The organism is Streptomyces sp. MS06 (genome assembly GCF_047200655.1).
Lineage (GTDB): Bacteria > Actinomycetota > Actinomycetes > Streptomycetales > Streptomycetaceae > Streptomyces.
Map to the genome: position 1 here is coordinate 23,549 of NZ_JBJZOJ010000038.1, position 24,745 is coordinate 48,293.

The following is a 24,745-nucleotide window of genomic DNA, read 5'->3' on the forward strand; positions in this document are numbered from 1 at the left end:
CGACGTTACCGCCGCGGTGTGACAGCACGGTGCGGGTGGGAGATGCGGCAGCGCGGTGCGGCGGCGCAGTGCGGCTCAGGGGCGAGGGCTCGGGGTCGGGGGTCAGAGGCGGGGCTCAGGGGCGGGGCCGGCCTTGAGCGCGTCGAGGAAGGACGCGAGGGCGGCGGCCGAGAGGGCGAGCGGAGCCCTGGCCCGGTCCTTCGAGTCGCGCACGGCCGCGCGGGCGGGGGTGGTGGCTATCTCGACGCAGGCGTTGCCGTCGCCCTCACCGGAGTAGGAGGACTTCCGCCAGTCGCCGGGGACGATCATGAGAACCTCACAGCTCCTTCGCCAGCCGGTTGATGAAGTCACGCGACCGCGCTGGGCCGAGCGACACGGCCTCCACTCTACGGAAACGCGTTCGATATGCGTTCAACTGGGCTTCCGAGTCCAGGAAGACCGATCCGTGAGGCGTGTCGCGTACCACGGTGTCCAACTTGGGCAACGAACCGCCCGCCCACGTCATGGCGCTCGACGCCCTGGCGAACCCGTCCAGGTCGAAGGGGATGACCCGCAGCATGATGTGCTCTACGTCCGACACCTCCAGAAGTCGGACGAGTTGAAGTCGGGCGGCCCCTCGGTCACTGACCCTGATGCGCAACGCCGCCTCGTGAATGACCACTTCGTACGGAGTGGCGGAGGCGCCTTCGAAGATCGTGCGCCGATCCGCCCGGTGGCGGATGCGCGTTTCCTGCTCCTCCTCGGCCAGTTCGGGCACCCGGGCCGCGAAGAGTGCACGCGCGTACTCCTCCGTCTGGAGCAGACCCGGCACGAACAGGAGCGTGACCTCGCGCAGGAACGTCGCATGGTGTTCCAGTTCGGCAAGGTCCAGGAACGGCGTGGGCAGGGCCCCGCGATACCCCTCCCACCAACCGCGCGTCCGATCGGTCGCCATTGCCACCAGCGCTCCGATCAAATCCTCGTCGGCACAGGAGTAGTGGGCCGCCATCCGACGCAGCCGATTCTCGCTCACGCCCGCGAGCGCGGACTCGATGTGAGTGATCTGCGGAGCCCCCACACCGAGCAGAGCTGCGGCCTGGCGGGCGTTCAGGCCGGCCGCTTCCCGGAGTCTGCGCAACTCGACCGCCAAGCGCATCTGACGTGCAGTCGGTTCACGCCTCAGCGCCATACCTCGCCCCTCGTCACCAACAGGCCCGCGAAAGAACCACGTTCGGGGAGACATTACGCGATCGACTTGCGCGACATAAATAATTAGACCTACCTTCAGTGACGGGGCGCACACATTGCGCACATGTCGGGTGCCTTCGGAAGCGCACCGCTCCGTCCTGCCCGGACGAGCGCGGCAATGACACCGGACGCCCGCCCCGCACGACTTCCCACCGACCTCTCGGAGTTGCCCCGTGCCCGAAACCGAACCCTGGGAGTACTCCCTCTCCGTCCCCAACGACGTCCGCGCCGTGACCGTCAGCCGGCGCACCCTGCGCCTGATCCTCACGATGCACGGCCTGATCGGCCTCGTCGACGTCGCCGAGTTGCTCGCGACGGAGTTGGTCACCAACGCGGTACGGCACACCGGGGGACCCGCCGCGCTCCGGGTGTGCTGGTCGGCGGGCGTGCTGAGGATCGGGGCCTGGGACGCCGACCCGGGTCCCCCGCAGCCTCCGCGCCCCCTGGAGCCTGCCGTCGACCTGGAGGAGGGGCGCGGGATGGCCCTGGTGCGGGCCTGTGCCGACGTGTGGGGCTGGCAGCCGTCGGCCAGGTTCGGCAGCCGGGGCAAGTACGTGTGGTGCGAACTTGCGGCCGCCTAGCTCGTTGATCACACCGGACGGAAAGGAGAGCTGATGGTCGGCTCGTCGCACGAGGCGCTGCACCGCGTCTTCCAGAAGGACCCGGCACTGCTCACCCGGGCGTTACAGCAGGTCTTGCACGTCCCCTTCCCCGAACCCCGCCAGATCGCCGCCATGAACGTGGACCTCACGGAGATCGAGCCGGTGGAACGGCGCGTGGACACGCTGCTGAGGGCGGAGACCGACGAGGGCACCTACCTCCTCGTTGTGGAGTCCCAGGGGAAGAAGGACGAACGCAAACGGGGCAGCTGGCCCTACTACCTGTCATACCTGTATGAAAAGTATCGGTGCGAGCCGGTGCTCATCGTGATCACCCAGAACAGTTCCACCGCGGAGTGGGCCTCGCGCCCGATCCGTTTCGGCTTCTCCGACTGGCACTCCCTGACGGTGCGGCCGCTCGTGCTGGGCCCGGACAACGTGCCGGTGATCACGGACGAGGAGGAGGCCGAACAGGACGTCCCGCTGGCCGTTCTCTCGGCGATGACACATGGCCGCGGCCCCCGGTCCGCAGCCATACTGGAGTCACTGGCCACCGCCCTGCGGACCATCGAGCCCGACAGCGCCGCAGTCTTCGTGCAGTTCGTCGACTCCTGCCTGACCGACCCCCAGGCCAAACAGATGTGGAGGGACCTCATGACGGCGATCCAGTACTTCTGGCGGCACCCGCTCGCCGAGCAGGTACGCGAGGAAGGCCGGGAGGAAGGCCGGGAGGAAGGCCGGGCAGCCGAAGCCGCCGGGATGGTGCTCCGCATCCTCCAGTGGCGCGGCATCCCCGTCACCGACACCGTCCGCCAACGCGTCGACGCCTGCACCGACCTCGACCGACTGGAAACCTGGGCCCAACGCGCCGTCCACGCCACCCAGGCGACAGACCTGTTCACCGAGGAGTGAGCGAGCCGCGGCCGACCTGGGTCGGTCGCGGCTCCGGCGGGAGGCATCGTATGTACGACTACGACCTGCTGGTCGTGGGATCCGCCAACGCCGATCTGGTGATCGGCGTGGAGCGGCGGCCGGAGCCCGGCGAGACGGTGCTCGGTTCCGACCTGGCCGTGCACCCGGGCGGCAAGGGCGCCAACCAGGCGGTCGCGGCAGCCCGGCTCGGCGCCCGCACGGCACTGCTGGCCCGGGTCGGCGACGACGTCTACGGGCGGCTGCTGCTGGACTCGCAGCGGGCTGCCGGGGTCGACACGGTGGGCGTGCTGGTGGGAAAGGCGCCCACCGGGGTCGCGCTGATCACGGTGGACCCGTCCGGGGACAACAGCATCGTGGTGTCGCCGGGCGCGAACGGTCACCTGGCACCGGAGGACGTGCGGGCGGCAGGCAGCCTGTTCCACGCCTCCCGGGTGGTGTCAGCCCAGTTGGAGATCCCGCTGGAGACGGTCGTGGAGGTGGTGCGCAGTCTCGCGCCGGACAGCCGCTTCGTCCTCAACCCCTCCCCGCCGCGCCCGCTGCCGCGCGAGGTGCTGGCGGCCTGCGACCCGCTGATCGTCAACGAGCACGAGGCGAAGGTGCTGCTCGGTGACGCCGGGGCGGGCGGCGAACCCGCGCACCGGGCGCGGCTGCTGCTGGCCAAGGGGCCCCGGTCGGTGGTGGTGACGCTGGGCGCGCAGGGGGCGCTGGTGGCCGACGGCCGGGGTGTCGGGCGCATCGACCCGGTGACGGTGGACGCCGTCGACACCACCGGTGCCGGTGACGCGTTCACGGCGGCGCTGTGCTGGGGGCTGGGCCGCGGTGTCCCGCTGCAGGAGGCGGCGGCGTACGCGGCGCGGGTCGGTGCGGTGGCGGTGACCCGGCGGGGCGCGCAGGAGTCGTTCCCGACGGCGGCCGAGGTGGACGCCCGGTGAGCACGCGTTGAGAAGGGCGGCACCCCCGGGTGCGTGGGGTGCCTGAGGTGCGAGGGGTGCCTGAGAAGGGCCGGCCCGTCGACCGGCCCCCCTTCGGCTTCCCTCCCCGTCAGAGCCTCCCGATCCCCCCGGATCCCCTCCCCCGGAGGTTCTGACGCCCTGTACGACACCGTGGGCGGCGGAACGGTTGCACGGCCCGCGGGGATTTCTCACCCGCCCGAGGCGGCGGGTTCGCCCTGTGTGCGGCGCGGTCTGCGCCGCCGCCCCGCTCCCGCGCGCGCAACGGCCGGTCCCTGCCCGGCGTTCCGGACAAGGCCCCGTGACGCCCGGAGTTGTTCGAGGGGGCGAACAACTCGGGCCGGTGGCCGTAGGGTCGGCTCGGAACCGGGCTGCGGGCCCGGCATCGGCACGAGGGCGGCGGACCTGCGGGCTCGCGGGTCTCGGCGCCCGGCTGAACGACGGCGTAGGCGAGTTGCGGGACCGGAGGACGACGAGATGACGGTGACCCTGGCGGACGTGGCGGCCCGCGCCCAGGTCTCCCCCGCGACGGTGTCGCGCGTGCTGAACGGGAACTACCCCGTGGCCCCCTCCACCCGCGACCGGGTGCTGCGGGCGGTGGACGAGCTGGACTACGTGCTGAACGGGCCCGCGAGCGCGCTCGCCGCCGCCACGTCCGACCTGGTGGGCATCCTCGTCAACGACATCGCCGACCCGTTCTTCGGGATCACGGCGAGTGCGATCCAGTCCGAGATCGGCGGTCCGGGCGGCCGGGCGGGCGGCGAGCGCCTGGCGGTCGTCTGCAACACCGGCGGTTCCCCCGAGCGCGAACTGACCTACCTGACCCTGCTGCAGCGGCAGCGCGCGGCGGCCGTCGTGCTGACCGGCGGTGCCGTGGACAGCCCGGAGCACGAGGGCGCCGTCGCGGCGAAACTGCGGAAACTCGCCGACGCCGGTACCCGGGTGGTGCTCTGCGGACGGCCGCCGTTGCCGGAGTCCGGGGCGGTCGCACTGACCTTCGACAACCGCGGGGGCGGGCGGGAGCTGACCGAGCACCTGATCGGGCTCGGTCACCGTCGGCTCGGCTACATCGCCGGCCCCGAGGAGCACACCACGACCCGGCACCGCCTGGACGGCCACCGGAAGGCGCTGGCCGGGGCCGGTATCGCGGAGGAACCGGGCTGGACGGTGCACGGGCGGTACGACCGCCGTTCCGGTTACGAGGCCACCGTGGAACTGCTGCGCCGGGACCCGTCGCTGACCGCCTTCGTCGCCGCCAACGACACCGCCGCGCTCGGCGTGTGCGCCGCGCTGCGGGAGTCCGGGCGGCGCGTCCCGGAGGACGTGTCGGTGGCCGGCTTCGACGACCTGCCGTTCAGCATCGACGCGGTGCCCTCGCTCACCACGGTGCGGCTGCCGCTGGCCGAGGCGGGCGCGCGGGCCGGGCGCATCGCGATGGGCCGCGAGGAGCCGCCGCCCGGGGGGATCGCGACGGTGCGCGGGGAGCTGATGGTGCGGGGGTCCTCCGGAGTGCCGCACGGCTGAGCGGGCGGCGAGGCCGAGGGCACGGCACGGCCGATCGCAGGGCGGAACGGCACGGCGAGTGTGACCGGCACGGCGTTCGGTCGCGGCTGAACGGCGTGCCGGTCGCCCGGTCCCACCCGGGCTACCCGGTCCCACCCGTGGCCCGCTGCCCGGCAGCGGCCGCGGCCGCTGCGGCCCGCCCCGACCCGGGCGGCGGGCGCACCCGCGCGCGAGGTCGCGGCGGCGAGTAGGGTCCTGAGCATGAAGCTCGCCTTCTCCACCCTCGGGGTCCCGGGCCTGCCTCTCTCCGACGTGCTGCGGCTCGCGGCCGACCACGGGTACCACGGCGTCGAGTTCCGCGCGCAGCCGGAGGAGCCCGTGCACGCCGGGCTGACGCCGGCCGAGCGGGCCGACGCGGCTGCCGCGCTGGAGGCGTCGGGAGTGGAGCCGCTCGGCCTCGCCGGTTACCCGCAGGTCGCCGCGCCGGGCGAGGACGGTCCGGTCGTCGAGGAGATCCGCGCGCTGTGCGGTCTCGCCCGCGACCTGGGCGCCCCGTACGTCCGCGTGTTCGCCGGCGCCTCCCCCGACCTGCCCGCCGAGGAGAGCGACGCGATCGCCGCCCGCCGGCTGGCGACGGCCGCGGAGTACGCCGCCGACCTCGGGGTCCGGATCCTGCTGGAGACGCACGACTCGCACCGCACCGGCGCCGACGCGATGCGCGTGCTCGGCCGCGTCGGGCACCGGCAGGTCGGCGCGCTGTGGGACGTGATGCACACCTGGCTGGGCGGGGAGCAGCCCACCGACAGCTACCTGGCGCTCGCCCCGCACCTGGGATACGTGCAGGTCAAGGACATCGCCTCGGCCGAGGACACCACCCCGCTGCCGCTGGGTGCGGGGGTGCTGCCGCTGGCCGAGTGCGTGGAGGTGCTGTCCCGGAACGGCTGGGACGGCTGGCTGTGCTGGGAGTACGAGAAGCGCTGGTACGAGAGCGCCGCACCGCTGCCGGACCTGCTGGGCGCCGGGCGCGAGCACCTGGCCCGGCTGCTGAACGACTCGGCCTGACGCGGGGTCCGTCGGCTGCGATCAGGACTGCGGCAGCGAAGAGGTCAGCAGAGGATCCAGCCGCTGGCGTAGGAGTGGCCGGCCACCGAGCCGCGTACCCGGACGCAGCGGTGGCCGGCGTGCACGGTGACCGGGCCGGCGCGGTAGCGGAAGCGGCCCCGGTCGACGACCGGTCGCCCGCCGCGCGGCTGGACGCTGACCGACATCGTCCGGCGCGTGCCGGGCCGCCGGGGCACGGTGACGGCGCAGACGTAGCCGTCGTGCCGGTGGACGCGGATCGCGCCGCCGGCGAAGGCCAGCGTCGCCACCCGGTGTCCCGCGCACCGGGTGGGCGCGGCGGCCTGCGCGCCGGCGGGAGCCGCCAGGGCGAGCAGGACGGCGCCGGCGAGGACGGCCGCCCCGGTCGCCGACCGCCGCCGCATCGCACCCCTGTCCACTGTGGCCCCTCCTCCGTTCCGCGCGACGAAGCGTACGGGTGTACGGACGCGGCACACCCGTCGGACGGTTGCGCGACCGGGACCGGGGGCACCGCACCGCGGACGGACCCGGTGCCGGACGGCCCGGCCGCTGAGCCCGCGGTGGCTGCGGAAGGGGCGGGTGGCGGGTTGACCCTCGACCTTGTTCAGGGGCCAGAGTGCCGGATGTGGAGAACGACATGCGCAGCATCGGCGAGACGGCCCGGGACAGCGGGCTGGGGGTGAGCGCCCTGCGGTTCTACGACCGCGCCGGTGTGCTGGTCCCGGCCCGGGTGGACCCGGTGAGCGGATACCGCTGGTACGCACCCGGGCAGTTGGAGGAGGCCCGGCTGCTGGCCCGGCTGCGCCGGGCCGGGATGCCGTTGGCGGACGTCCGGCTGGTGCTGGCGGGCTGGTCCGGCGCGGACACCGTACTGGTCCGGGAACTGCTCGACGCGCACCTGCGCCGCCTCGAACGGGGACTGTCCGACGCCCGCGGCGAGTTCTCCGCGCTCCGAGCACTACTCGATCGACGGGAGAACGCCATGACCTCGTTCCGTAGCGGCACCGCCCGCGTGTCAGTCGCCGCGTCCGAGTTGGCGGCCGCGCTGGACGCGGTGCGTTTCGCGGCGGGCACCGACCCGGAGTTGCCGATGCTCTGCGGAGTCCTGTTCGACATCGAGGGCGAGAGCCTCCGTACGGTGGCCACCGACCGGTACCGCATGGCCGTCGCGGAGGCCGGTATCACCGGTCACGGCGGGAGCCGGGTACAGGTCATCGTGCCCACCCCGCTCGTCGACGCGATGCGGGCGCTGTCGGACGGCCGGGGAACCGTACGGCTCCGCGTCGACGGCGAGCGGGTGGCACTGGAGGCCGAGGACGGGCAGGCGGCCGGTCGACGCGTCGACCACGACTTCCCCGACTACCGCCGGCTGCTTCCCCGACCCGCGGAACGCCGCGCCGTCGTCGAGGTCGCGCCCTTCCTCGAGGACCTGAGGAACGGTCCCGTCCGTCGCGGGGAAGCGGCAGAGCTGAGCGTGCTCAGGGTGGACGACGGCGGCGCGGTGGTCCTCTGCGCCGACGACGCCGACGCCCCGGACCGTGTCGCCGTCAACCGCGCGTTCCTGCGGGACGCGCTGACCGCCGGGGCCCGGGACCGGCTGGTTCTGGAGCTGGGCGCCCCCACGGCACCGCTCGCGATCCGCCGGCCGGAGGACGAGGGCACCTTCTCGATCCTGATGCCGGTCCGCATGGACGACTGACGGCGGCTCCGCCCGTTCACGGCACCGCAGCGCGGTGCGCGGCCCCGGCCGGGCGGACTTCTTCGCCGGCAGCCCGCTCCGGGTCCGCGGCCTCAGACCAGGGAGCCCACCGGCTCCCCCGGCTCCGCCTCGCCGGCGAAGGTCCGCCACAGCCGGGCGTACCGCCCGTCGAGGGCCAGCAGTTCCTCGTGGGTGCCGTCCTCCACGACCCGCCCGTGGTCCATGACGACGACCCGGTCGGCGCGCGCCGCGGTGGTCAGCCGGTGGGCGACGACCAGGGTGGTGCGGCGTCCGGCGAGGCGGTCGGTGGCCCTGTTGACCTGGGCCTCGGTGGCCAGGTCCAGTGCGGCCGTCGCCTCGTCGAGCAGCAGGACGTCCGGGTCGACGAGTTCGGCGCGGGCCAGGGCGATGAGCTGCCGCTGCCCGGCCGACAGGTTGCGGCCGCGCTCGGCGACCTCGTGCAGGTAGCCGCCCTCCAGGGTGGCGATCATCTCGTGCGCGCCGACCGCCCTGGCGGCCGCCTCCACCTCGGCGTCGCCGGCGTCGGGGCGGCCGTAGGCGATGGCGTCGCGGACGGTGCCGGGGAACAGGTACGCCTCCTGCGGGACGACGCCGAGGCGGTGCCGGTAGGTCGTGAGGTCCAGCTCCCGCACGTCGGTGCCGTCGGCGGTGACCCGGCCGGCCGTGGGGTCGTAGAACCGGGCCACCAGCTTCACCAGGGTCGACTTGCCGGCGCCGGTCTCTCCGACGAAGGCGACGGTCTGCCCGGCGGGAACGGTGAGCCGGATGCCGCTGAGCGCCTCCTCGCCGTCGCCGTAGGAGAAGTGCACGTCCTCGAAGGCGATCTCGCCGCGCAGCGCCGCGACGGACCGCGGATCGTCGGCGGAGCGGGTGGACGTCGGTTCCCGCAGCAGTTCCTGGATGCGGCCCAGCGACACGGTGGCCTGCTGGTAGCCGTCGAAGATCTGGGAAAGCTGCTGGACCGGCGCGAAGAACAGGTCGATGTAGAGCAGGTAGGCGACCAGCGCACCCGTGGTGAGGGTCCCGGCGTCGACCCGGCCCGCGCCGGCGATCAGCACGGCGGCCGCGGCGGCCGCCGACAGGAACTGCACGAACGGGAAGTAGATGCTGATCAGCCACTGGCCGCGGACGCGGGCGCGGCGGTAGCCGTCGCTGCGCTCGGCGAACCGGCGGCCGCCGTCCTGCTCGCGGCGGAACGCCTGCAGGATCCGCAGACCGGCCACCGACTCCTGGAGCTCGGCGTTGACCACCGACACCCGCTCGCGGGCCAGCTCGTACGCCTTCACGCTCGCCCGGCGGAAGAAGAACGTGGCGAGGGCCAGCGGCGGCAGCGTCGCGAAGACCACCAGGGCCAGCTGCACGTCGATGACGAGGAGCGCGGCCATGATGCCGAGGAAGGTGACGACCGAGACGCAGGCGGTGACCAGGCCGGTCTGCAGGAACGTGGACAGGGCGTCGACGTCGGTGGTCATCCGGGTCATGATCCGCCCGGTGAGCTCCCGCTCGTAGTAGTCCAGGCCGAGCCGCTGGAGCTGCGCGAAGATCTTCAGGCGGAGCGAGTACAGCACGCGTTCGCCGGTCCGGCCGGTCATGCGGATCTCGCCGGACTGCGCCGCCCACTGGACGAGTACGGCGATCAGGGCGAGCAGCGAGGCCGACCAGACGGCGCCGAGGGCCGCCCGGGACACGCCCTGGTCGATGCCGTGCCGGACCAGGATCGGCAGCAGCAGGCCCGCGCCGGCGTCGACGGCGACCAGGCCGAGGCTGAGCAGCAGCGGCAGCCGGAAGCCGCTGAGCAGCCGCCGCAGTCCGTAGGAGTGCTCGGGGCGGACCGCGCGCGCCTCGTCGACGTCGGGGGTGTCGGTGGCCGGGGGCAGCGCCTCGACCCGGGCGAGGAGTTCCGGGGTGGCGGGCGTCCCGTCCAGGGCGGCGTCCCGGGGGCCGCGCTCGCCCGCCCACAGCCGGGGCGTGATGCCCCGCTCGGCGTCGTACTCGGCGTCCAGTTCCTCGCGGACCGAGGTGTCCTCGGCCGGTGCCGCCGCCGGGTGGTGGCCCGGGGAGACGCCGCCGAGCTCGTCGGGGTCGGTGAGCAGGCGGCGGTAGAGCGGGCAGCGCCGCTGGAGCTCCGTGTGGGTGCCGATGTCGGCGAGGCGGCCGCCGTCGAGGACGGCGATCCGGTCGGCGAGGTTGAGGGTGGAGCGCCGGTGCGCGATCAGCAGGGTGGTGCGGCCCTGCATGACCTGGGCGAGGGCCTGGTGGATCTCGTGCTCGACGCGGGCGTCGACGGCGGAGGTCGCGTCGTCCAGGACGAGCAGGCGGGGGTCGGTGAGGAGGGCGCGGGCCAGTGCGACGCGCTGGCGCTGGCCCCCGGAGAGGGTGAGGCCGTGCTCGCCGACCGTGGTGCCGTAGCCGTCGGGCAGTTCGGCGATGAAGCCGTCGGCGCGGGCGGCGCGGGCGGCGGCCTCGACCTCCTCGTCGGTGGCGTCGGGGCGGCCGTAGGCGATGTTGTTGCGGACGGTGTCGGAGAACAGGAAGGAGTCCTCCGGGACCAGCCCGATCGCCGCGCGCAGCGACGGCAGCGTCAGCTCGCGCACGTCGCGGCCGCCGACCAGGACGGCGCCGTGGGTGACGTCGTAGAACCGCGGCAGCAGCAGGGACACGGTGGACTTGCCGGAGCCGGAGGAGCCGACCACGGCGAGGGTCTCACCGGGGTCGATCCGGAAGCTCAGCCCGTCGAGCACGGGGCGGCCGGTGTCGTAGCCGAAGGACACGTCGTCGAACTCGACGGTCGCGGGCGCGTCCGCGGGCAGTTCCCCGGTGCCGTCCCGCAGCGTCGGCTCGGTGTCGATCAGCTCCAGCACCCGCTCGGTGCCGGCGCGGGCCTGCTGGCCGACGGTGAGGACCATGGCGAGCATCCGGACCGGTCCGACGAGCTGGGCGAGGTACGTGGAGAAGGCGACGAAGGTGCCGAGCGTGATGTGGCCGCGGACGGCGAGCCAGCCGCCGAGCGCGAGCATCGCGACCTGCCCGAGCGCGGGCACGGCCTGGAGGGCCGGGGTGTAGGCGGCGTTCAGGCGGATGGTGCGCAGCCGGCCCGCGAACAGCCGACGGCTCACCTCGCGGATCTTCCCGGTCTCCTGGTCCTCCTGGCCGAAGCCCTTGACCACGCGCACCCCGCTGACGGCGCCGTCGACCACGCCCGCGACCGCGCCGGCCTGGGCCTGGGCGTACCAGGTGGCCGGGTGCAGCCGGGTGCGGCTGCGCCGGGCGATCCAGCCGAGGGCGGGCGCGACGGCCAGCGCGACCAGGGTCAGCGGCAGGGAGAGCCAGGCCATGATCACCAGGGAGATCACGAAGAGCAGCACGTTCCCGACGGTCATCGGGAGCATGAACAGCAGGCCCTGGATGAGTTGGAGGTCGCTGGTGGCGCGGCCGACGACCTGCCCGGTGGACAGCTCGTCCTGGCGGCGCCCGTCCAGCCGGGTGATCGAGCCGTACATGTCGGTGCGCAGGTCGTGCTGGACGTCGAGGGCGAGCCGGCCGCCGTAGTAGCGGCGGACGTAGGTGGCGGCGTAGACCAGCAGGGCCGCCGCGACGAGGGCGCCGGCCCAGGGTGCCATGGAGCGGGTGTGGCCGCCGATGACGTCGTCGATGATCACCTTGGTGAGGAGCGGCACCAGCGCCATCACGCCCATCCCGGCGAGCGAGGCGCCGAGGGCGAGGACGACGTTCCTGGGGTAGCGCCAGGCGTAGCCCGCCAGCCGTCGTGCCCAGCCCTGCTGCGTGCTCACTCGGGTGCCTCCCGTTTCGGTCCCCGCCGTTCGCCGCGGGAGCGCTCGACCTGATCTGCCGCAAGGCACCAACACCGGCGGAGGCGGATTTCATCCCGCGCCCCGCCTGCAGGGGGACCCGGGGGAGGCGGCGCGGAGGTTCACAGCGGGCGGCCAGGTACGGCACAGCGCGCGCCCACGCCGGCCGTACACGATGCGCGGGTGACCTCAGCCACCGATTCCCCTCCGCCCGCGGACCGCGCGTCCACCGACGGGACCGGGTCCGCCGGATCCCCCCTGTCGCCCGACCGGCCGCCGGGCACGCCCGCCGGGGCCGCGGGCCGGGCCCCGCGCTGGTCCCTGCCCGCGCTGCTCGCGATCCTGGCCCTGGCGGCCGTGCTGTACTCCTGGAACCTGTCCGATACCGGGCTGAACAGCTTCTACAGCTCCGCGGTGTTCAGCGGCACCCAGAGCTGGAAGGCGTGGTTCTTCGGCTCGCTGGACGCGGGCAACTTCCTCACCGTCGACAAACCGCCGCTGGCGCTGATGGTCATGGGACTGTCCTGCCGGGTCCTCGGCTTCGGCACCTGGCAGATGATGCTGCCGACGGTCCTGGCGGCACTGGCCACGATCTGGATCCTGCACGCCTCGGTGAAGCGGGTGTGGGGGCACGGCGCCGCGGCCGTCGCGGCGCTGGTACTGGCGCTGACGCCGATCACGGTGGCCATCGACCGGGACAACAACCCCGACACGCTGCTGTTGCTGCTGATGGTGGGCGGGGCGGCGCTCGCGCTGCGGGCCGCCCGCAACGGCGGGCTGCTGCCGCTGGTGGGCTCGGCGGTCTGCTTCGGGCTGGCCTTCAACACGAAGATGCTCCAGGCGTGGATCGCGCTGCCGGCCGTCTTCGCGGTGTACCTGTGCACGGCGCGGCCGGCGCTCGCCAGGCGGCTCGTGAACCTGCTGGTCGCGGGAGCGGCCCTGGCGGTGTCCAGCTTCTGGTGGGCCGCGGCGGTGTCCCTGGTCCCGGCCTCCGAGCGGCCGTACATCGGCGGCTCCACGGACGGCACCGCCTGGGACCTCATCCTGGGCTACAACGGGCTGGGCCGGGTCCTCGGCGGTGAGGGCAACGGCGGCGGGGGCGGCGGAGGCGGCGGAGGCTTCTCGGGGAGCGCGGGCCTGGGCCGGCTGTTCAACGACATCCTCGGCGGACAGATCTCCTGGCTGATCCCCTTCGCGGCCCTCGCCTGCGTCGGCGGGCTGGTGCTGCGCGGCCGGGCGCCGCGCACCGACCCGGCCCGTGCCGCGCTGCTGCTGTGGGGCGGCTGGACCGTCCTGCACTACCTGGTGTTCAGCCTGGCCGAGGGCGTCATGCACCCGTACTACACCACCGCGCTCGCCCCCGGGATCGCGGCGCTGTGCGCGGGCGGCGGGACGATGCTGCTGCGGGCGTTCCGCACGGACCGGCGGTGGGCGTGGGTGCTGCCGGCCGGGCTGGCGGTGACGGCGCTGTGGTCGATCGTGCTGCTGCGCCGGGCCTCCGGCTGGAACGCCTGGCTGTGGCCGGCGATCGGGGTGGCCATGGCGCTGGCGATCACCGGGCTGCTGGTGTTCCGCTCGGGTCGCCGGGTGCGGCTGCTGGCGGCCTCGGTCGCGGCGGCGGTCGTCGCGGCGCTGGCCGGTCCGGCCGCGTACGCCTGGTCGGTGCCCTCGGGCACGGCCGGCGGCGGCATGGGCGGCGCCAACCCGACGGCGGGTCCCTCCACGGGCGGCGGCTTCGGCGGCCCGGGGGGCGGCCGGGGCGGCTTCCCGGGCGGCGGACCGGGCGGGGCCGAGGGCGGCCGGTACGCGGGGGCGGGCGGCTTCCCGGGCGGCGCCGCGGGGGGCGACGGGGGTGGATTCCCCGGCGGCGGTGAACTGCCGGGCGGTGGTGAACTGCCGGGCGGTGGTGAACTGCCGGGCGGTGGCGAACTGCCGGGCGGTGGTGCGGGCGGGGGCATGTCTCCCGGTGGCGGCATGTCTCCCGGCGGCGGCACGGCTCCCGGTGGCGGCACGGGCACCGCGGGCGCGCCTCCCGGGGAGGCCGGCGGTAGCGGCGGCACGGCTCCCGGCGGCGCCGAAGGCGCGGGCAACGGCCGGGGCGCCGGGCAGCCGGGCGGCGCCGGCGGACGCGGCGCCGGCGGGACGGGAGGCGCGAGCAGCGAGCTGATCGCCTACCTGGAGAAGCACCAGGACGGCGCCGAGTGGCTGCTGGCCGTGCCGAACTCGCAGCAGGCCGCCCAGATCATCCTGAGCACCCGCCGGCCCGTCATCTCCATGTACGGCTTCACCGGCAGCGACAAGGGCATGACGGTCGACCGGCTCAAGGCGCTGGTGAAGCAGGGCTCACTGCACTACGTCCAGGTCGGCGGCGGGATGGGCGGTGGCCCCGGACGCGGCGGGAACAGCGTCAGCGCCGAGGTGACCGCCTGGGTGCAGGAGCACGGCACCCTGGTGGAGGCGAGCGCGTACGCGTCCGGCTCCTCCGGCTCCGGATCCGAGGCGGAGGGCGCCGGTTCGGCCGCCGAGGACGCCGCGACCGGCGGGTCCGGGCAGTCCGGGCAGTCCGCGCTCTACCGGCTGGACCCGTCGGACGTCGGCTGAGGGCCCGGCCGGCCCGCACGGTCCGCACGGCCAGCCCGGTCGAGGTGGGTCGGCGCGAACATCCGCAGCACCGCCGGGAGGACGACCACCGAGGGGCCGGGCGCCGCCAGCGCCCCGGCCAGGTCGTCCTCCAGGGCCTGCGGGGTCGTGCGCACCGCGGGCACCCCGAACGACCCGGCCAGGGCCACGAAGTCCGGCCGCATCAGATCGGTGGCCGTCGCCTGCCCGAACGTGTCGGTCATGTACTCGCGCAGGATGCCGTACCCGCCGTCGTCGACGATCAGCCAGGTGACGTCCAGGTCGTGCTGGCGGGCGGTGGCCAGTTCGGCCACCGAGTACAGCGCGCCTCCGTCGCCGGACACCGCGAGCACCGGGCGGCCCGGCTCCGCGACCGCGGCTCCCAGGGCCGCCGGGAAGGCGTAGCCGAGGCCGCCGGCGCCCTGGGCGGAGTGCATGGTGTTGGCGCCCCGCGGGTCGAAGGCGGACCACGCCCAGTACGACAGGATGGTCATGTCCCAGAAGGAGGGGCAGCCGTCGGGGAGCGCGCCGCGCACGGACGCGAGCAGCCGCTGCTCCAGGGCGAGGTCCTGGGCGCCGATGCGCTCGGCGACCCGCCCCAGCAGGTCCCGGACCCGCTGCGGGGCAGTGGCGTCCGAGCGGTCCGCCACCGTCTCCAGCAGCGCCTGGAGGGCGAGCCGGGCGTCCGCGTGGATACCGAGGGCCGGGTGGTTGGACTCCAGCTTGCCGAGGTCCGCCTCGATCTGGACGATCCGGCCGCGCGGCGCGAACGTGTGGTAGTTGGAGGACAGTTCGCCGAGGCCGGAGCCGACCACCAGCAGGACGTCGGCGTCCTCGAGGAAGTCCGTGGTGTGCCCGTCCTCAAGCCAGGACCGGAGCGACAGCGGGTGCGTCCAGGGGAAGGCGCCCTTGCCGCCGAAGGTGGTGGCGACGGGGGCGTCGAGCTTCTCCGCCAGTCGCCGCAACTTGCCGGAGGCGTCCGCCCGTACCACTCCCCCGCCCGCGATGATCGCCGGCCGCTCGGCGCGCGACAGCAGGTCGGCGGCGACCGCGGTGAGTTCGGGGCGCGGGGCGGGCGTCTCCGGGGTGGCGTCCACGGCCGTCACCACCGGCAGCGAGGTCTCCGCCAGCAGCACGTCCTGCGGGATCTCCACCCACACCGGCCCGTGCGGGGCGGTCAGCGCCGACTGCCAGGCCGCCGTGATCGCCGACGGGATCTGGGACTGACTGCGGACGGTGTGGACCGACTTCACGACGCTCCGGAACGAGGCCGCCTGATCGGCGAGTTCGTGCAGGTAGCCGTGGCGGCCGCCGCCCAGCCCGGCCGTGGGCACCTGGCTGCTGACCGCCAGGACGGGGGCGGAGGCCGCGGCGGCCTCCTGGAGCGCCGCCAGCGAGGTCAGCGCGCCCGGACCGGTGGACAGCAGCAGCGGGGCCGCCTCGCCGGTGATCCTGCCGTAGGCGTCCGCCGCGAATCCCGCGTTGTTCTCCATCCGCAGGCCCACGTACCTGAGGTCCGAGCGGCGCAGCGCGTCGAACAGGCCCAGGGCGTGCTGGCCGGGCAGGCCGAAGACGGTCGTCGCGCCCAGCCCGGCCAGGGTCTCCACGACCAGGTCCCCGCCGTTGCGGCCGGGAGGGGGGTTCAGCGCGGCCGCCGCCTGCCGCTCGGTCGGGCGCAGCACCGGGTCGTGCTCGTGGGTCACTTGGCTTACGCGTCCTTCCGGTCCGCCGCGATCCGGCGGCTCATCAGGGTGGTCAGTTCGTACGCGGTGTGGGACGCCGCCACCGAGGTGATCTCCGCGTGGTCGTAGGCGGGAGCCACCTCGACGACGTCCGCCGAGACGAGGTTGCAGGACGCCAGGCCGCGCAGGATCTCCAGCAGCTCGCGCGAGGTCATGCCGCCGGCCTCGGGAGTGCCGGTGCCGGGCGCGTGCGCCGGGTCCAGGCAGTCGATGTCGATGGAGACGTAGAGCGGGCGGTCGCCGATGCGCTGGCGGAGCTGGTCGGCCACCTCGTCGGCGCCGCGGCGGTAGACGTCCGCCGAGGTGACGATGCCGAAGCCCATCTTCTCGTCGTCGGTGAGGTCCTGCTTGCCGTACAGCGGGCCGCGGATGCCGACGTGGGAGAGCGCCGAGGTGTCGAGGACGCCCTCCTCCACGGCCCGGCGGAACGGGGTGCCGTGGGTGTACTCGGCGCCGAAGTAGGTGTCCCAGGTGTCGAGGTGGGCGTCGAAGTGGAGCAGGGCGACCGGGCCGTGCCGCTTGGCGACGGACCGCAGCAGCGGCAGCGCGATGGTGTGGTCGCCGCCGAGGGTCATCAGCCGGGCGCCGGTGCCGAGCAGGTCGTCCGCGGCCGCCTCGACGGTCTCGACCGCCTCGTTGATGTGGAAGGGGTTGACCGCGATGTCGCCGGCGTCCGCGACCTGGGCGAGGGCGAAGGGCGAGGCGTCCTGGGCGGGGTTGTAGGGGCGCAGCAGCCGGGACGCCTCGCGGATCGCGTTGCCGCCGAAGCGGGCGCCCGGCCGGTACGAGACGCCCGAGTCGAACGGCACACCGACGACGGCGACGTCGGCGCGGCCGACCTCGTCGAGTCGGGGCAGCCGGGCGAAGGTCGCGGGTCCGGCGTACCGCGGGACGCGGGAGGAGTCGACGGGGCCGCGGGGCGTCTCGTTGCCGGTCATGGTCGGATGCCTTCTTTCCTGCGTTCTGTCTCTCGTGCAGCGTCATGCAGCGACGGGGGCGGCGCTACCGCTGGGCCGGGAACACTCCGGACGCAGAATCGAACGCCGATCCGAATACTTCTCTCGGGCGCCTGCGCACGGGGGCGCCCGCACATGTCCGGGGGCCGCCGGCCGGCACCGACAGTAGGTGGCCGGAGAGCAGGTGAGAAGTGTACGTTTCCTCCATTCGAGCAGAACCTCCCGGAGGAAATGCACACCATGCCGGATCCCGCCGTCCCCCCGGCTCCCTCGGTCCCCCTCGCCGCGCTGCTGGCCCGCGAGGAACTGGGCCTGCGGCAGATCGCCGGGCCGTCCGGCGCGGACCGGGTCGTCCACTGGGTGCACACCTCGGAGATGGCGGACCCGTATCCGTACCTGCTGGGCGGCGAGCTGCTGCTGACGGCGGGCGTGCACGTCCCGGAGGCCACCGGCACCGCCGGGGAAGCCGGTACCACCGGGCACGCGGGCGGCTCCGGGGACGCTGGCCATGCGGGCGGCTCCGGGGACGCAGGCCATGCGGGCGGCTCCGGGGACGCAGGCCATGCGGGCGGCTCCGGGGACGCAGGCGGCTCCGGGGACGCAGGTGACTCCGGGGCCCCCGACAGCCGCGAGCCCGGCGGGGACTACTTCGACGGCTACGTCTCCCGGATCGTCGCCGCGGGCGGTGCGGCCCTCGGATTCGGTCTGGCACCCCTCCACGACACCGTGCCGGCCGCGCTCGTCGAGGCCTGCGAGGCCCACCGCCTGCCGCTGGTCGAGGTGCCGCCGCGGACCACCTTCTCCGGGGTGGCACGGGCGGTCTGGGGGCTGATGGCGCAGGCCCGCCTCGCCGAGCTGCGCCGGGTCACCGAGGCCCAGCAGAGCCTGGCCGCCGCGGCCTCCCGGCCCGACCCGGTGGCCTCGGTGCTGCGGCAGCTCGCGCACCGGGTCGGCGGCCTGGCGGTGCTGTACGGCCCGGAGGGCACCGTGCTCGCCCGTGCCGGTCGGGAGCAGCCCGAGCGGGTGCGGTCGGCGCTGGCGGCGCTGGCCGGGGAGGTCGCGCGGCGCGCCTCCGCCACCGCCGCCGACAGCTCCGACGGCGGCCGTCTGACCGCCTACGCGCTCGGCGCGGACGAGGGGTTCGTGCTGGGGGTTGCCGCTCCGGGGCGCGAGCCCGGCGACCGCACCATCGCCTCGGTCGCCGCCGTCCTGCTCACCCTCCTCACCGGCGAGCACCACGGCGGCTCCGGAGCGGCCCGTGCCTCCGCCCTGGTCAGGCTGCTGCTGGGGGCGGCACCCGAGGAGGTGGCGCCGCTGCTCGGCGGGGGTGCGTGGGCCGTGGTGCACGCCGCCCGGCCGGAAGCGGACGGCGCGGGCGTGCCCGACGCGACGGCCGCCGCCTCGCTCGGCGCGGCGCTCGGCTCCGCGCTGGTGGACGTCGCCGGGCAGGTGGTGCGGGTGCTGGTGCCCGGGGGCCGGGAGCCGGCCGCGCTGCCCGGCTGGACGCTCGGCGTCGGCGCCGCCGCGACGCCGGCCGACCTGCCGGCCGCGGACGCCCGGGCGGCACGCGCCCTGGCCCGTGCCCGGGCCGTGCGTTCCACGCTGGTGCGGGACGACGGCAGGCCCGGCCCGCTCGCCGACCTGCTGCCGCCGGAGGAGGCCGCCGCGCACGCCCGCGCCCTGCTGGCGCCGCTCCCGGCCGTGCTGGCGGAGACCCTGCGCGCCTGGCTGTCGCTGCACGGGAGCTGGGACCGGACCTCGGTGGCGCTGTCCGTGCACCGCAACACCGTGCGGCAGCGCATCGGCCGCTGCGCGGCGCTGCTGGAGGCGGATCTGGACGATCCGGACGTCCGGATGGAGTTGTGGTTCGCGCTGCGGCGGCTGTGATGCGCAAGGGGGCGCGGCCGGCCGAGTGAGCCGCGTCCCAGCGGCCGGGACACCGGGTGGCGGCGCCTGCCGCTGCCTCACAATGGGACGCATGCCGATACCCGGGACACCCAGCCGCGCCGAGCTCCTCGACCACCTCGTCAGCACCCGCATCGCGGGGGACGTGGCCACCCCGCGGGAGAACAACCTCTCCCACTACCGCAAGCTCTCCAACGGAGACCGCAATTTCTGGCTCGGCCTGGAACTCGGCGACCGCTGGAACGACGAGCAGGACGTGCTGGCGGTGATGGCGGAGCGGGTCGGCGTCAGCGACGACCCCGAGCACCGGTACGGCCAGGACACCATCGACCCGGAGCTGACGGTGGCCGCACTGGACCGGCTGGCGGCGCGGCTGCGCAAGGCCGCCGACGGGCGGCAGCGGGTGCTGTTCGCCACCGGGCATCCCGGCGGGCTGCTCGACGTGCACCGGGCGACCGCCGCCGGCCTGCGCGCGGCCGGCTGCGAGATCGTGGTCATCCCGGAGGGGCTGGCCACGGACGAGGGCTACGTGATGCAGTTCGCGGACGTGGCGATGCTGGAGCACGGCGCCTCGCTGTGGCACACCCACTCCGGTGAGCCGATGCGGGCGATCCTCACCGCCCTGGAGCAGGCCGGCCGCCCGCTGCCCGACCTCGTCGTCGCCGACCACGGCTGGGCGGGGTACGCGGCACAGCACGGCGTCGACTCCGCGGGCTACGCCGACTGCAACGACCCGGCGCTGTTCCTCGCCGAGTCGGAGGGCACCCTCCAGGTGGCGGTGCCGCTGGACGACCACGTGACCAGCCCCCGCCACTACGACCCGATGACCGCCTACCTGCTGTCCGAGGCGGGCCTGGCGCAGGCGTAGCGCGACACCGCCCCGGGCGGTCGGGCCGGAGCCCCGGGCGGTGTCCGGGGCGTACCGGAGGCCGCACCGGGGCGCGGCCCACCGCGGGAAGCGGAGTGGTCCCGCGGCGGGGGCGCGACCGCTCGCAGGACGCGGACGGCCCCGCAGCGCGGGCGCGGCCCACCCCCGGGCGGGCAGTCCCGCACCGGGCGGGCAGTCCCGCACCGGGGGCGCGGGTTCAGCGCGGGACGCGGACCAGGCCCTCCTGGATGACCGAGATGGCCAGGCGCCCGTCCTGGGTGTAGATGCGGGCCTGGCCGAGGCCGCGGCCGCCGTGCGCCGAGGGGGACTCCTGGTCGTACAGCAGCCACTCGTCGGCGCGGAACGGCCGGTGGAACCACATGGCGTGGTCGAGGGAGGCGCCGACCACGTCGCCGACGGCCCAGCCGCCCCGGCCGTGCGCGAGCAGCACGGAGTCCAGCAGCGTCATGTCGGAGACGTAGGTGGCCAGCACGACGTGCAGCAGCGGCTCGTCGACCGCCGCGTCGAGCTTGCCGTTGGTGCGGAACCACACCTGGGAGTGCGGCTCGCGGGGCTCGCCGAAGCGGCCGAACGGCGGCTCGTCGACGTAGCGCAGATCGACCGCGGCGCGGGCCTCCACGAACCGCTCCACGACCTCGGAGGGCAGGTGGGGGTAGCCGCGCAGCCGCTCCTCGGAGGTCGGCAGGGTGGCCGGGTCGGGCGCGGGCGGCATCGGGGCCTGGTGGTCGAGCCCCTCCTCGGGCGTCTGGAAGGACGCCGACAGGTGGAAGATCGACTGCCCGTGCTGGACGGCGACCACGCGGCGGGTGGTGAAGGAGCGGCCGTCGCGGATGCGGTCCACGTTGTAGACGATGGGCGCGCCCGGATCGCCCGGCCGCAGGAAGTAGGCGTGCAGGGAGTGGGCGTGCCGGTCCGCGGGGACCGTCCGCCCGGCGGCGACCAGCGCCTGCGCCGCGACCTGCCCGCCGAAGACGCGGGGGACGACGGCGGAGCGGGACCGGCCGCGGAAGATGTCCTGCTCGATCCGCTCCAGGTCGAGCAGATCGAGCAGGGACTGGAGTGCCTGACTCATACGTCAGTTGTACCGTGCAGGCTTTTCCGGGGCCCTCACAGCCCCATGTCCTTGGCGATGATCGTCTTCATGATCTCGCTGGTGCCGCCGTAGATGCGGTTGACGCGGTTGTCGGCGTACAGGCGGGCGATCGGGTACTCGTTCATGTACCCGTAGCCGCCGTGGAGCTGGAGGCACCGGTCGATGACCCGGTGCGCGACCTCGGTGCAGAACAGCTTGGCGGAGGCGGCCTCGGCGGGGGTCAGCTCCCCGGCGTCCAGTGCCTCCGTCGCACGGTCGGCGACGGCCTCGGCGGCGTCCACCTCGGCCTGGCAGGCGGCCAGTTCGAACTTGGTGTTCTGGAAGTGGGCGACCGGCTTGCCGAAGACGGTGCGCTCCTGCACGTACTGCTTGGCGAACCGGACGGCGGCCTTGGCCTGCGCGTAGGCGCCGAAGGCGATGCCCCAGCGCTCGGAGGCCAGGTTGTGGCCGAGGTAGGAGAAGCCCTTGTTCTCCTCGCCGAGCAGGTCCTCGGCGGGCACCTTGACGTCGACGAAGGCCAGCTCCGCGGTGTCGGAGGTGCGCAGGCCCAGCTTGTCCAGCTTGCGGCCGACCGAGTAGCCCTCGGACTCGGTGTCCACCGCGAACAGCGAGATGCCGTGGCGGCGGTCCTCGGCGGTCGGGGCGGCGGTGCGGGCGCAGACGATGACCCGGTCGGCGTGGACGCCGCCGGTGATGAAGGTCTTGGCGCCGTTGAGGACGTAGTGCGAGCCGTCCTCGGAGAGCTTGGCGGTGGTCTTCATGCCGGCGAGGTCGGATCCGGTGCCCGGCTCCGTCATCGCGATGGCCCACATCTCCTCGCCGGTGACGAACTTCGGCAGGTAGCGCTTCTTCTGCTCGTCGGTGGCCAGCATCCTGATGTACGGCAGGGCGAGCAGCACGTGCACGCCGGAGCCGCCGAACTGGACGCCCGCGCGTGCGGTCTCCTCGTACAGGACGGCCTCGAACTTGTGGCTGTCCATGCCCGCGCCGCCGAACTCCTCGGGCACGTTGATGCCGAAGAGGCCCAGCTCGCCGAGCTTGTAGTAGAAGTCGCGCGGCGCCTGGCCGGCTGCGAACCACTCGTCGTAGACCGGGACGACCTCGGCCTCGATGAAGGCGCGAAGGGTCTCCCGGAACGCCTCGTGATCCTCGTTGAACACCGTACGGCGCACGGCGGCACCTCCACGTCTTCGGTCGGCCTGTCTAAGCGCTTGCTCAGACTCGAAGATACCGGCGAGTACGCTCACCCGTCCAGGGTGAGTTGCACCACCCGCCCGGACCGACCGCCGGCCCGGACCGACCGCGGGCCCACGCCGCCCCGCGCCGCCGCAGGTCCGCACCGCCGGTGACGGCCCCGGACGCCCCGCCTCACCCCTCGGCCGGCTCTCCGGCCGACCCCGCCGCCGCGAACGCCCCCCGCGCCATCCGGTGCAGCAGCTCCGCCGTGGCCCCGCGCCCCGGCAGCGTCCCGCCCCGGCCGAGGTGCGGGGTGGAGTTCAGCAGGCCGAAGACCGAGTGGACCGCCGACCGGGCGGCCGCCTCGGCCAGCGCCGGGTACAGCTCGCGGACGACACCCACCCACAGCTCGACGTACTGCCGCTGGAGCTGCCGCACCAGCTTGCGGTCGGTGTCCCGCAACCGGTCCAGCTCGCGGTCGTGCAGGGTGATGAGCGGGCGGTCGTCGAGGGCGAAGTCGATGTGCCCCTCGATGAGCGCGTCCAGCACCTGCCCGGCGGACCGCCCGTCGGCCTCCGCCAGCCGCCGCCTGGCGCCGGTCAGGAGCTGCCCGCTGATGCCGACCAGCAGCTCGGCGAGCATCGCGTCCTTGCCGGCGAAGTGCCGGTACAGCCCCGGTCCGCTGATCCCGACGGCGGCGCCTATCTCGTCGACGCCCACACCGTGGAAGCCGCGCGCGGCGAAGAGCCGGGCGGCCTCCTTGAGGATCTGCTCGCGGCGGGTGGGGGCGTCGGTTCTGGTGGCCATGCAAGTGATTCTAGACAATGAGGTTAGCGGTCGTTAACCTGACGGAAACGGTTAACGCTCATTAACAGACACGATCGCTGGGTGAGGGGACCTCAGGATGCACGAGGCACCGGAGCTGACGAGCGCGGCGGATCCCGCGTCGGCGGCCTGGCAGGCCAACGAGGAGGCGCACCGCGCCCTCGTCGGGGAACTGCACGCCAGGCTGGGGCGGGCGCGCCTCGGCGGGGGCGAGAAGGCGCGGGCGCGGCACACCGCGCGGGGCAAGCTGCTGCCGCGGGAGCGGGTGGACATGCTGCTCGACCCCGGTTCGCCGTTCCTGGAGCTCGCCCCGCTCGCCGCCGAGGAGATGTACGACGGGCAGGCCCCGGCGGCCGGCGTGATCGCCGGGATCGGCCGGGTCAGCGGACGCGAGTGCGTGATCGTCGCCAACGACGCCACCGTCAAGGGCGGCACGTACTACCCGATGACGGTGAAGAAGCACCTGCGCGCGCAGGAGGTGGCGCTGGAGAACCGGCTGCCCTGCCTGTACCTGGTGGACTCCGGCGGCGCCTTCCTGCCGATGCAGGACGAGGTCTTCCCCGACCGCGAGCACTTCGGCCGGATCTTCTACAACCAGGCCAGGATGTCCGGCGCGGGGATCCCGCAGATCGCCGCGGTGCTCGGTTCGTGCACGGCCGGCGGGGCGTACGTCCCGGCCATGAGCGACGAGGCGGTCATCGTCCGCAACCAGGGCACCATCTTCCTCGGCGGTCCGCCGCTGGTGAAGGCCGCCACCGGCGAGGTCGTCACCGCGGAGGAGCTGGGCGGCGGCGAGGTGCACTCCCGGGTCTCCGGGGTGACCGACCACCTCGCCGAGGACGACGCGCACGCCCTGCGCATCGTGCGCACCATCGTCTCCACGCTCCCCGCCCGCGGCCCGCTGCCCTGGAAGGTGGAGCCGGCCGTGGAGCCGAAGGCCGACCCCCTGGGCCTGTACGGCGCCGTGCCGGTCGACTCCCGCACCCCCTACGACGTGCGCGAGATCATCGCCCGCGTCGTCGACGGATCCCGCTTCGCGGAGTTCAAGTCGGAGTACGGCCAGACCCTGGTCACCGGCTTCGCCCGGATCATGGGCCACCCGGTCGGGATCGTCGCCAACAACGGCATCCTGTTCTCCGAGTCCGCCCAGAAGGGCGCCCACTTCATCGAGCTGTGCGACCAGCGCGGCATCCCGCTGGTGTTCCTGCAGAACATCTCCGGATTCATGGTCGGCCGGGACTACGAGGCGGGCGGCATCGCCAAGCACGGCGCCAAGATGGTCACGGCGGTCGCCTGCACCCGCGTGCCGAAGCTGACCGTGGTGGTCGGCGGATCGTACGGCGCGGGCAACTACTCCATGTGCGGGCGGGCCTACTCGCCCCGCTTCCTGTGGATGTGGCCGGGCGCCAAGATCTCCGTGATGGGCGGTGAGCAGGCCGCCTCCGTCCTCGCCACCGTCAAGCGGGACCAGCTCCAGGCGCGCGGGGAGTCCTGGCCGGCCGAGGAGGAGGAGGCGTTCAAGGCGCCGATCCGCGCCCAGTACGAGCACCAGGGCAACGCCTACTACGCCACCGCCCGCCTGTGGGACGACGGGGTCATCGACCCGTTGGAGACCCGCCGGGTGCTGGGGCTGGCGCTGACCGCCTGCGCCAACGCGCCGCTTGCCCAGAAGGACTACACGGCGCCCCAGTTCGGCGTCTTCCGGATGTGAGGGGAGTG

The 24,745-nt window shown here is 74.2% G+C and carries 19 protein-coding genes; 10 read left to right on the forward strand and 9 right to left on the reverse strand.

Translation table 11 applies throughout. The features are described from left to right. Nucleotides 1–102: 102 nt before the first annotated feature. Complete coding sequence (locus tag ACL02U_RS20750; RefSeq protein ID WP_412792366.1) at nt 103–309, reverse strand: DUF397 domain-containing protein; 207 nt, start codon at nt 307–309, stop codon at nt 103–105. Between the two features lie 7 nt (nt 310–316). Beyond that, nucleotides 317–1,168, reverse strand: a complete 852-nt coding sequence (locus ACL02U_RS20755) for a helix-turn-helix domain-containing protein (protein ID WP_412792367.1) — start codon at nt 1,166–1,168, stop codon at nt 317–319. 232 nt (nt 1,169–1,400) lie between these two features. Here ACL02U_RS20755 and ACL02U_RS20760 point away from each other — a divergent pair, with 232 nt between their 5' ends. The 5 genes from ACL02U_RS20760 (at nt 1,401) to ACL02U_RS20780 (ending at nt 6,274) form a co-directional block, all read left to right on the forward strand. Further along, nucleotides 1,401–1,808 (forward strand): ATP-binding protein, encoded by a 408-nt coding sequence (locus tag ACL02U_RS20760; protein ID WP_412792368.1) that lies wholly within the window; start codon nt 1,401–1,403, stop codon nt 1,806–1,808. A gap of 33 nt (nt 1,809–1,841) precedes the next feature. Beyond that, on the forward strand, nt 1,842–2,738 hold the full coding sequence (locus ACL02U_RS20765) for a hypothetical protein (RefSeq protein ID WP_412792369.1): 897 nt from the start codon (nt 1,842–1,844) through the stop codon (nt 2,736–2,738). 50 nt (nt 2,739–2,788) lie between these two features. Then, nucleotides 2,789–3,691, forward strand: a complete 903-nt coding sequence (locus ACL02U_RS20770; RefSeq protein WP_412792370.1) for a ribokinase — start codon at nt 2,789–2,791, stop codon at nt 3,689–3,691. Nucleotides 3,692–4,186: 495 nt separating this feature from the next. Beyond that, complete coding sequence (locus tag ACL02U_RS20775) at nt 4,187–5,233, forward strand: LacI family DNA-binding transcriptional regulator (RefSeq protein ID WP_412792371.1); 1,047 nt, start codon at nt 4,187–4,189, stop codon at nt 5,231–5,233. Between the two features lie 240 nt (nt 5,234–5,473). Beyond that, nucleotides 5,474–6,274 (forward strand): sugar phosphate isomerase/epimerase family protein, encoded by an 801-nt coding sequence (locus ACL02U_RS20780; protein ID WP_412792372.1) that lies wholly within the window; start codon nt 5,474–5,476, stop codon nt 6,272–6,274. A gap of 44 nt (nt 6,275–6,318) precedes the next feature. On the opposite strand, the gene ACL02U_RS20785 is transcribed toward ACL02U_RS20780, so the two are convergent. Then, nucleotides 6,319–6,711, reverse strand: a complete 393-nt coding sequence (locus tag ACL02U_RS20785) for a hypothetical protein (protein WP_412792373.1) — start codon at nt 6,709–6,711, stop codon at nt 6,319–6,321. Nucleotides 6,712–6,929: 218 nt separating this feature from the next. Between ACL02U_RS20785 and ACL02U_RS20790 the strand changes: the two genes are divergently transcribed. Then, nucleotides 6,930–7,991 carry a MerR family transcriptional regulator gene (locus ACL02U_RS20790; RefSeq protein ID WP_412792374.1) on the forward strand — a complete coding sequence of 354 codons (1,062 nt, stop codon included), beginning with the start codon at nt 6,930–6,932 and terminating at the stop codon, nt 7,989–7,991. 92 nt (nt 7,992–8,083) lie between these two features. Here the strand turns inward: ACL02U_RS20790 and ACL02U_RS20795 are convergent, their stop codons facing one another. After that, the gene (locus tag ACL02U_RS20795) at nt 8,084–11,803 is read right to left on the reverse strand and encodes an ABC transporter ATP-binding protein (RefSeq protein ID WP_412792375.1); all 3,720 of its coding nucleotides are present in this window, start codon (nt 11,801–11,803) and stop codon (nt 8,084–8,086) included. 201 nt (nt 11,804–12,004) lie between these two features. Here ACL02U_RS20795 and ACL02U_RS20800 point away from each other — a divergent pair, with 201 nt between their 5' ends. After that, nucleotides 12,005–14,422, forward strand: coding sequence for a glycosyltransferase family 39 protein (locus ACL02U_RS20800; RefSeq protein WP_412792376.1), 2,418 nt, complete (start codon nt 12,005–12,007; stop codon nt 14,420–14,422). Here the strand turns inward: ACL02U_RS20800 and ACL02U_RS20805 are convergent. Beyond that, nucleotides 14,392–16,143 carry a thiamine pyrophosphate-binding protein gene (locus tag ACL02U_RS20805; protein WP_412792377.1) on the reverse strand — a complete coding sequence of 584 codons (1,752 nt, stop codon included), beginning with the start codon at nt 16,141–16,143 and terminating at the stop codon, nt 14,392–14,394. The two genes, ACL02U_RS20800 and ACL02U_RS20805, sit on opposite strands and share 31 nt — an antisense overlap. A 5-nt stretch (nt 16,144–16,148) precedes the next feature. After that, nucleotides 16,149–17,120: an agmatinase gene (gene speB, locus ACL02U_RS20810; protein ID WP_412792378.1), complete on the reverse strand. Its 972-nt coding sequence runs from the start codon at nt 17,118–17,120 to the stop codon at nt 16,149–16,151. A gap of 258 nt (nt 17,121–17,378) precedes the next feature. Between speB and ACL02U_RS20815 the strand changes: the two genes are divergently transcribed. Together ACL02U_RS20815 and ACL02U_RS20820 are read left to right on the forward strand one after the other, a co-directional pair. Next, nucleotides 17,379–19,025: a PucR family transcriptional regulator ligand-binding domain-containing protein gene (locus tag ACL02U_RS20815; protein ID WP_412792379.1), complete on the forward strand. Its 1,647-nt coding sequence runs from the start codon at nt 17,379–17,381 to the stop codon at nt 19,023–19,025. Between the two features lie 91 nt (nt 19,026–19,116). Further along, nucleotides 19,117–19,911, forward strand: coding sequence for a phosphatase (locus tag ACL02U_RS20820; RefSeq protein WP_412792380.1), 795 nt, complete (start codon nt 19,117–19,119; stop codon nt 19,909–19,911). Nucleotides 19,912–20,128: 217 nt separating this feature from the next. On the opposite strand, the gene ACL02U_RS20825 is transcribed toward ACL02U_RS20820, so the two are convergent. The 3 genes from ACL02U_RS20825 to ACL02U_RS20835 all read right to left on the reverse strand — a co-directional run bounded on the left by ACL02U_RS20825 (nt 20,129) and on the right by ACL02U_RS20835 (nt 23,008). Continuing rightward, nucleotides 20,129–21,004, reverse strand: coding sequence for an acyl-CoA thioesterase (locus ACL02U_RS20825; RefSeq protein ID WP_412792381.1), 876 nt, complete (start codon nt 21,002–21,004; stop codon nt 20,129–20,131). Between the two features lie 35 nt (nt 21,005–21,039). Next, nucleotides 21,040–22,197, reverse strand: a complete 1,158-nt coding sequence (locus ACL02U_RS20830; RefSeq protein ID WP_412792382.1) for an acyl-CoA dehydrogenase family protein — start codon at nt 22,195–22,197, stop codon at nt 21,040–21,042. 196 nt (nt 22,198–22,393) lie between these two features. Then, entirely contained in the window at nt 22,394–23,008 is a 615-nt protein-coding gene (locus ACL02U_RS20835) for a TetR/AcrR family transcriptional regulator (RefSeq protein ID WP_412792383.1), read from the reverse strand. Nucleotides 23,009–23,105: 97 nt separating this feature from the next. Between ACL02U_RS20835 and ACL02U_RS20840 the strand changes: the two genes are divergently transcribed. Further along, complete coding sequence (locus ACL02U_RS20840) at nt 23,106–24,737, forward strand: carboxyl transferase domain-containing protein (RefSeq protein ID WP_412792384.1); 1,632 nt, start codon at nt 23,106–23,108, stop codon at nt 24,735–24,737. Nucleotides 24,738–24,745: the final 8 nt, after the last annotated feature.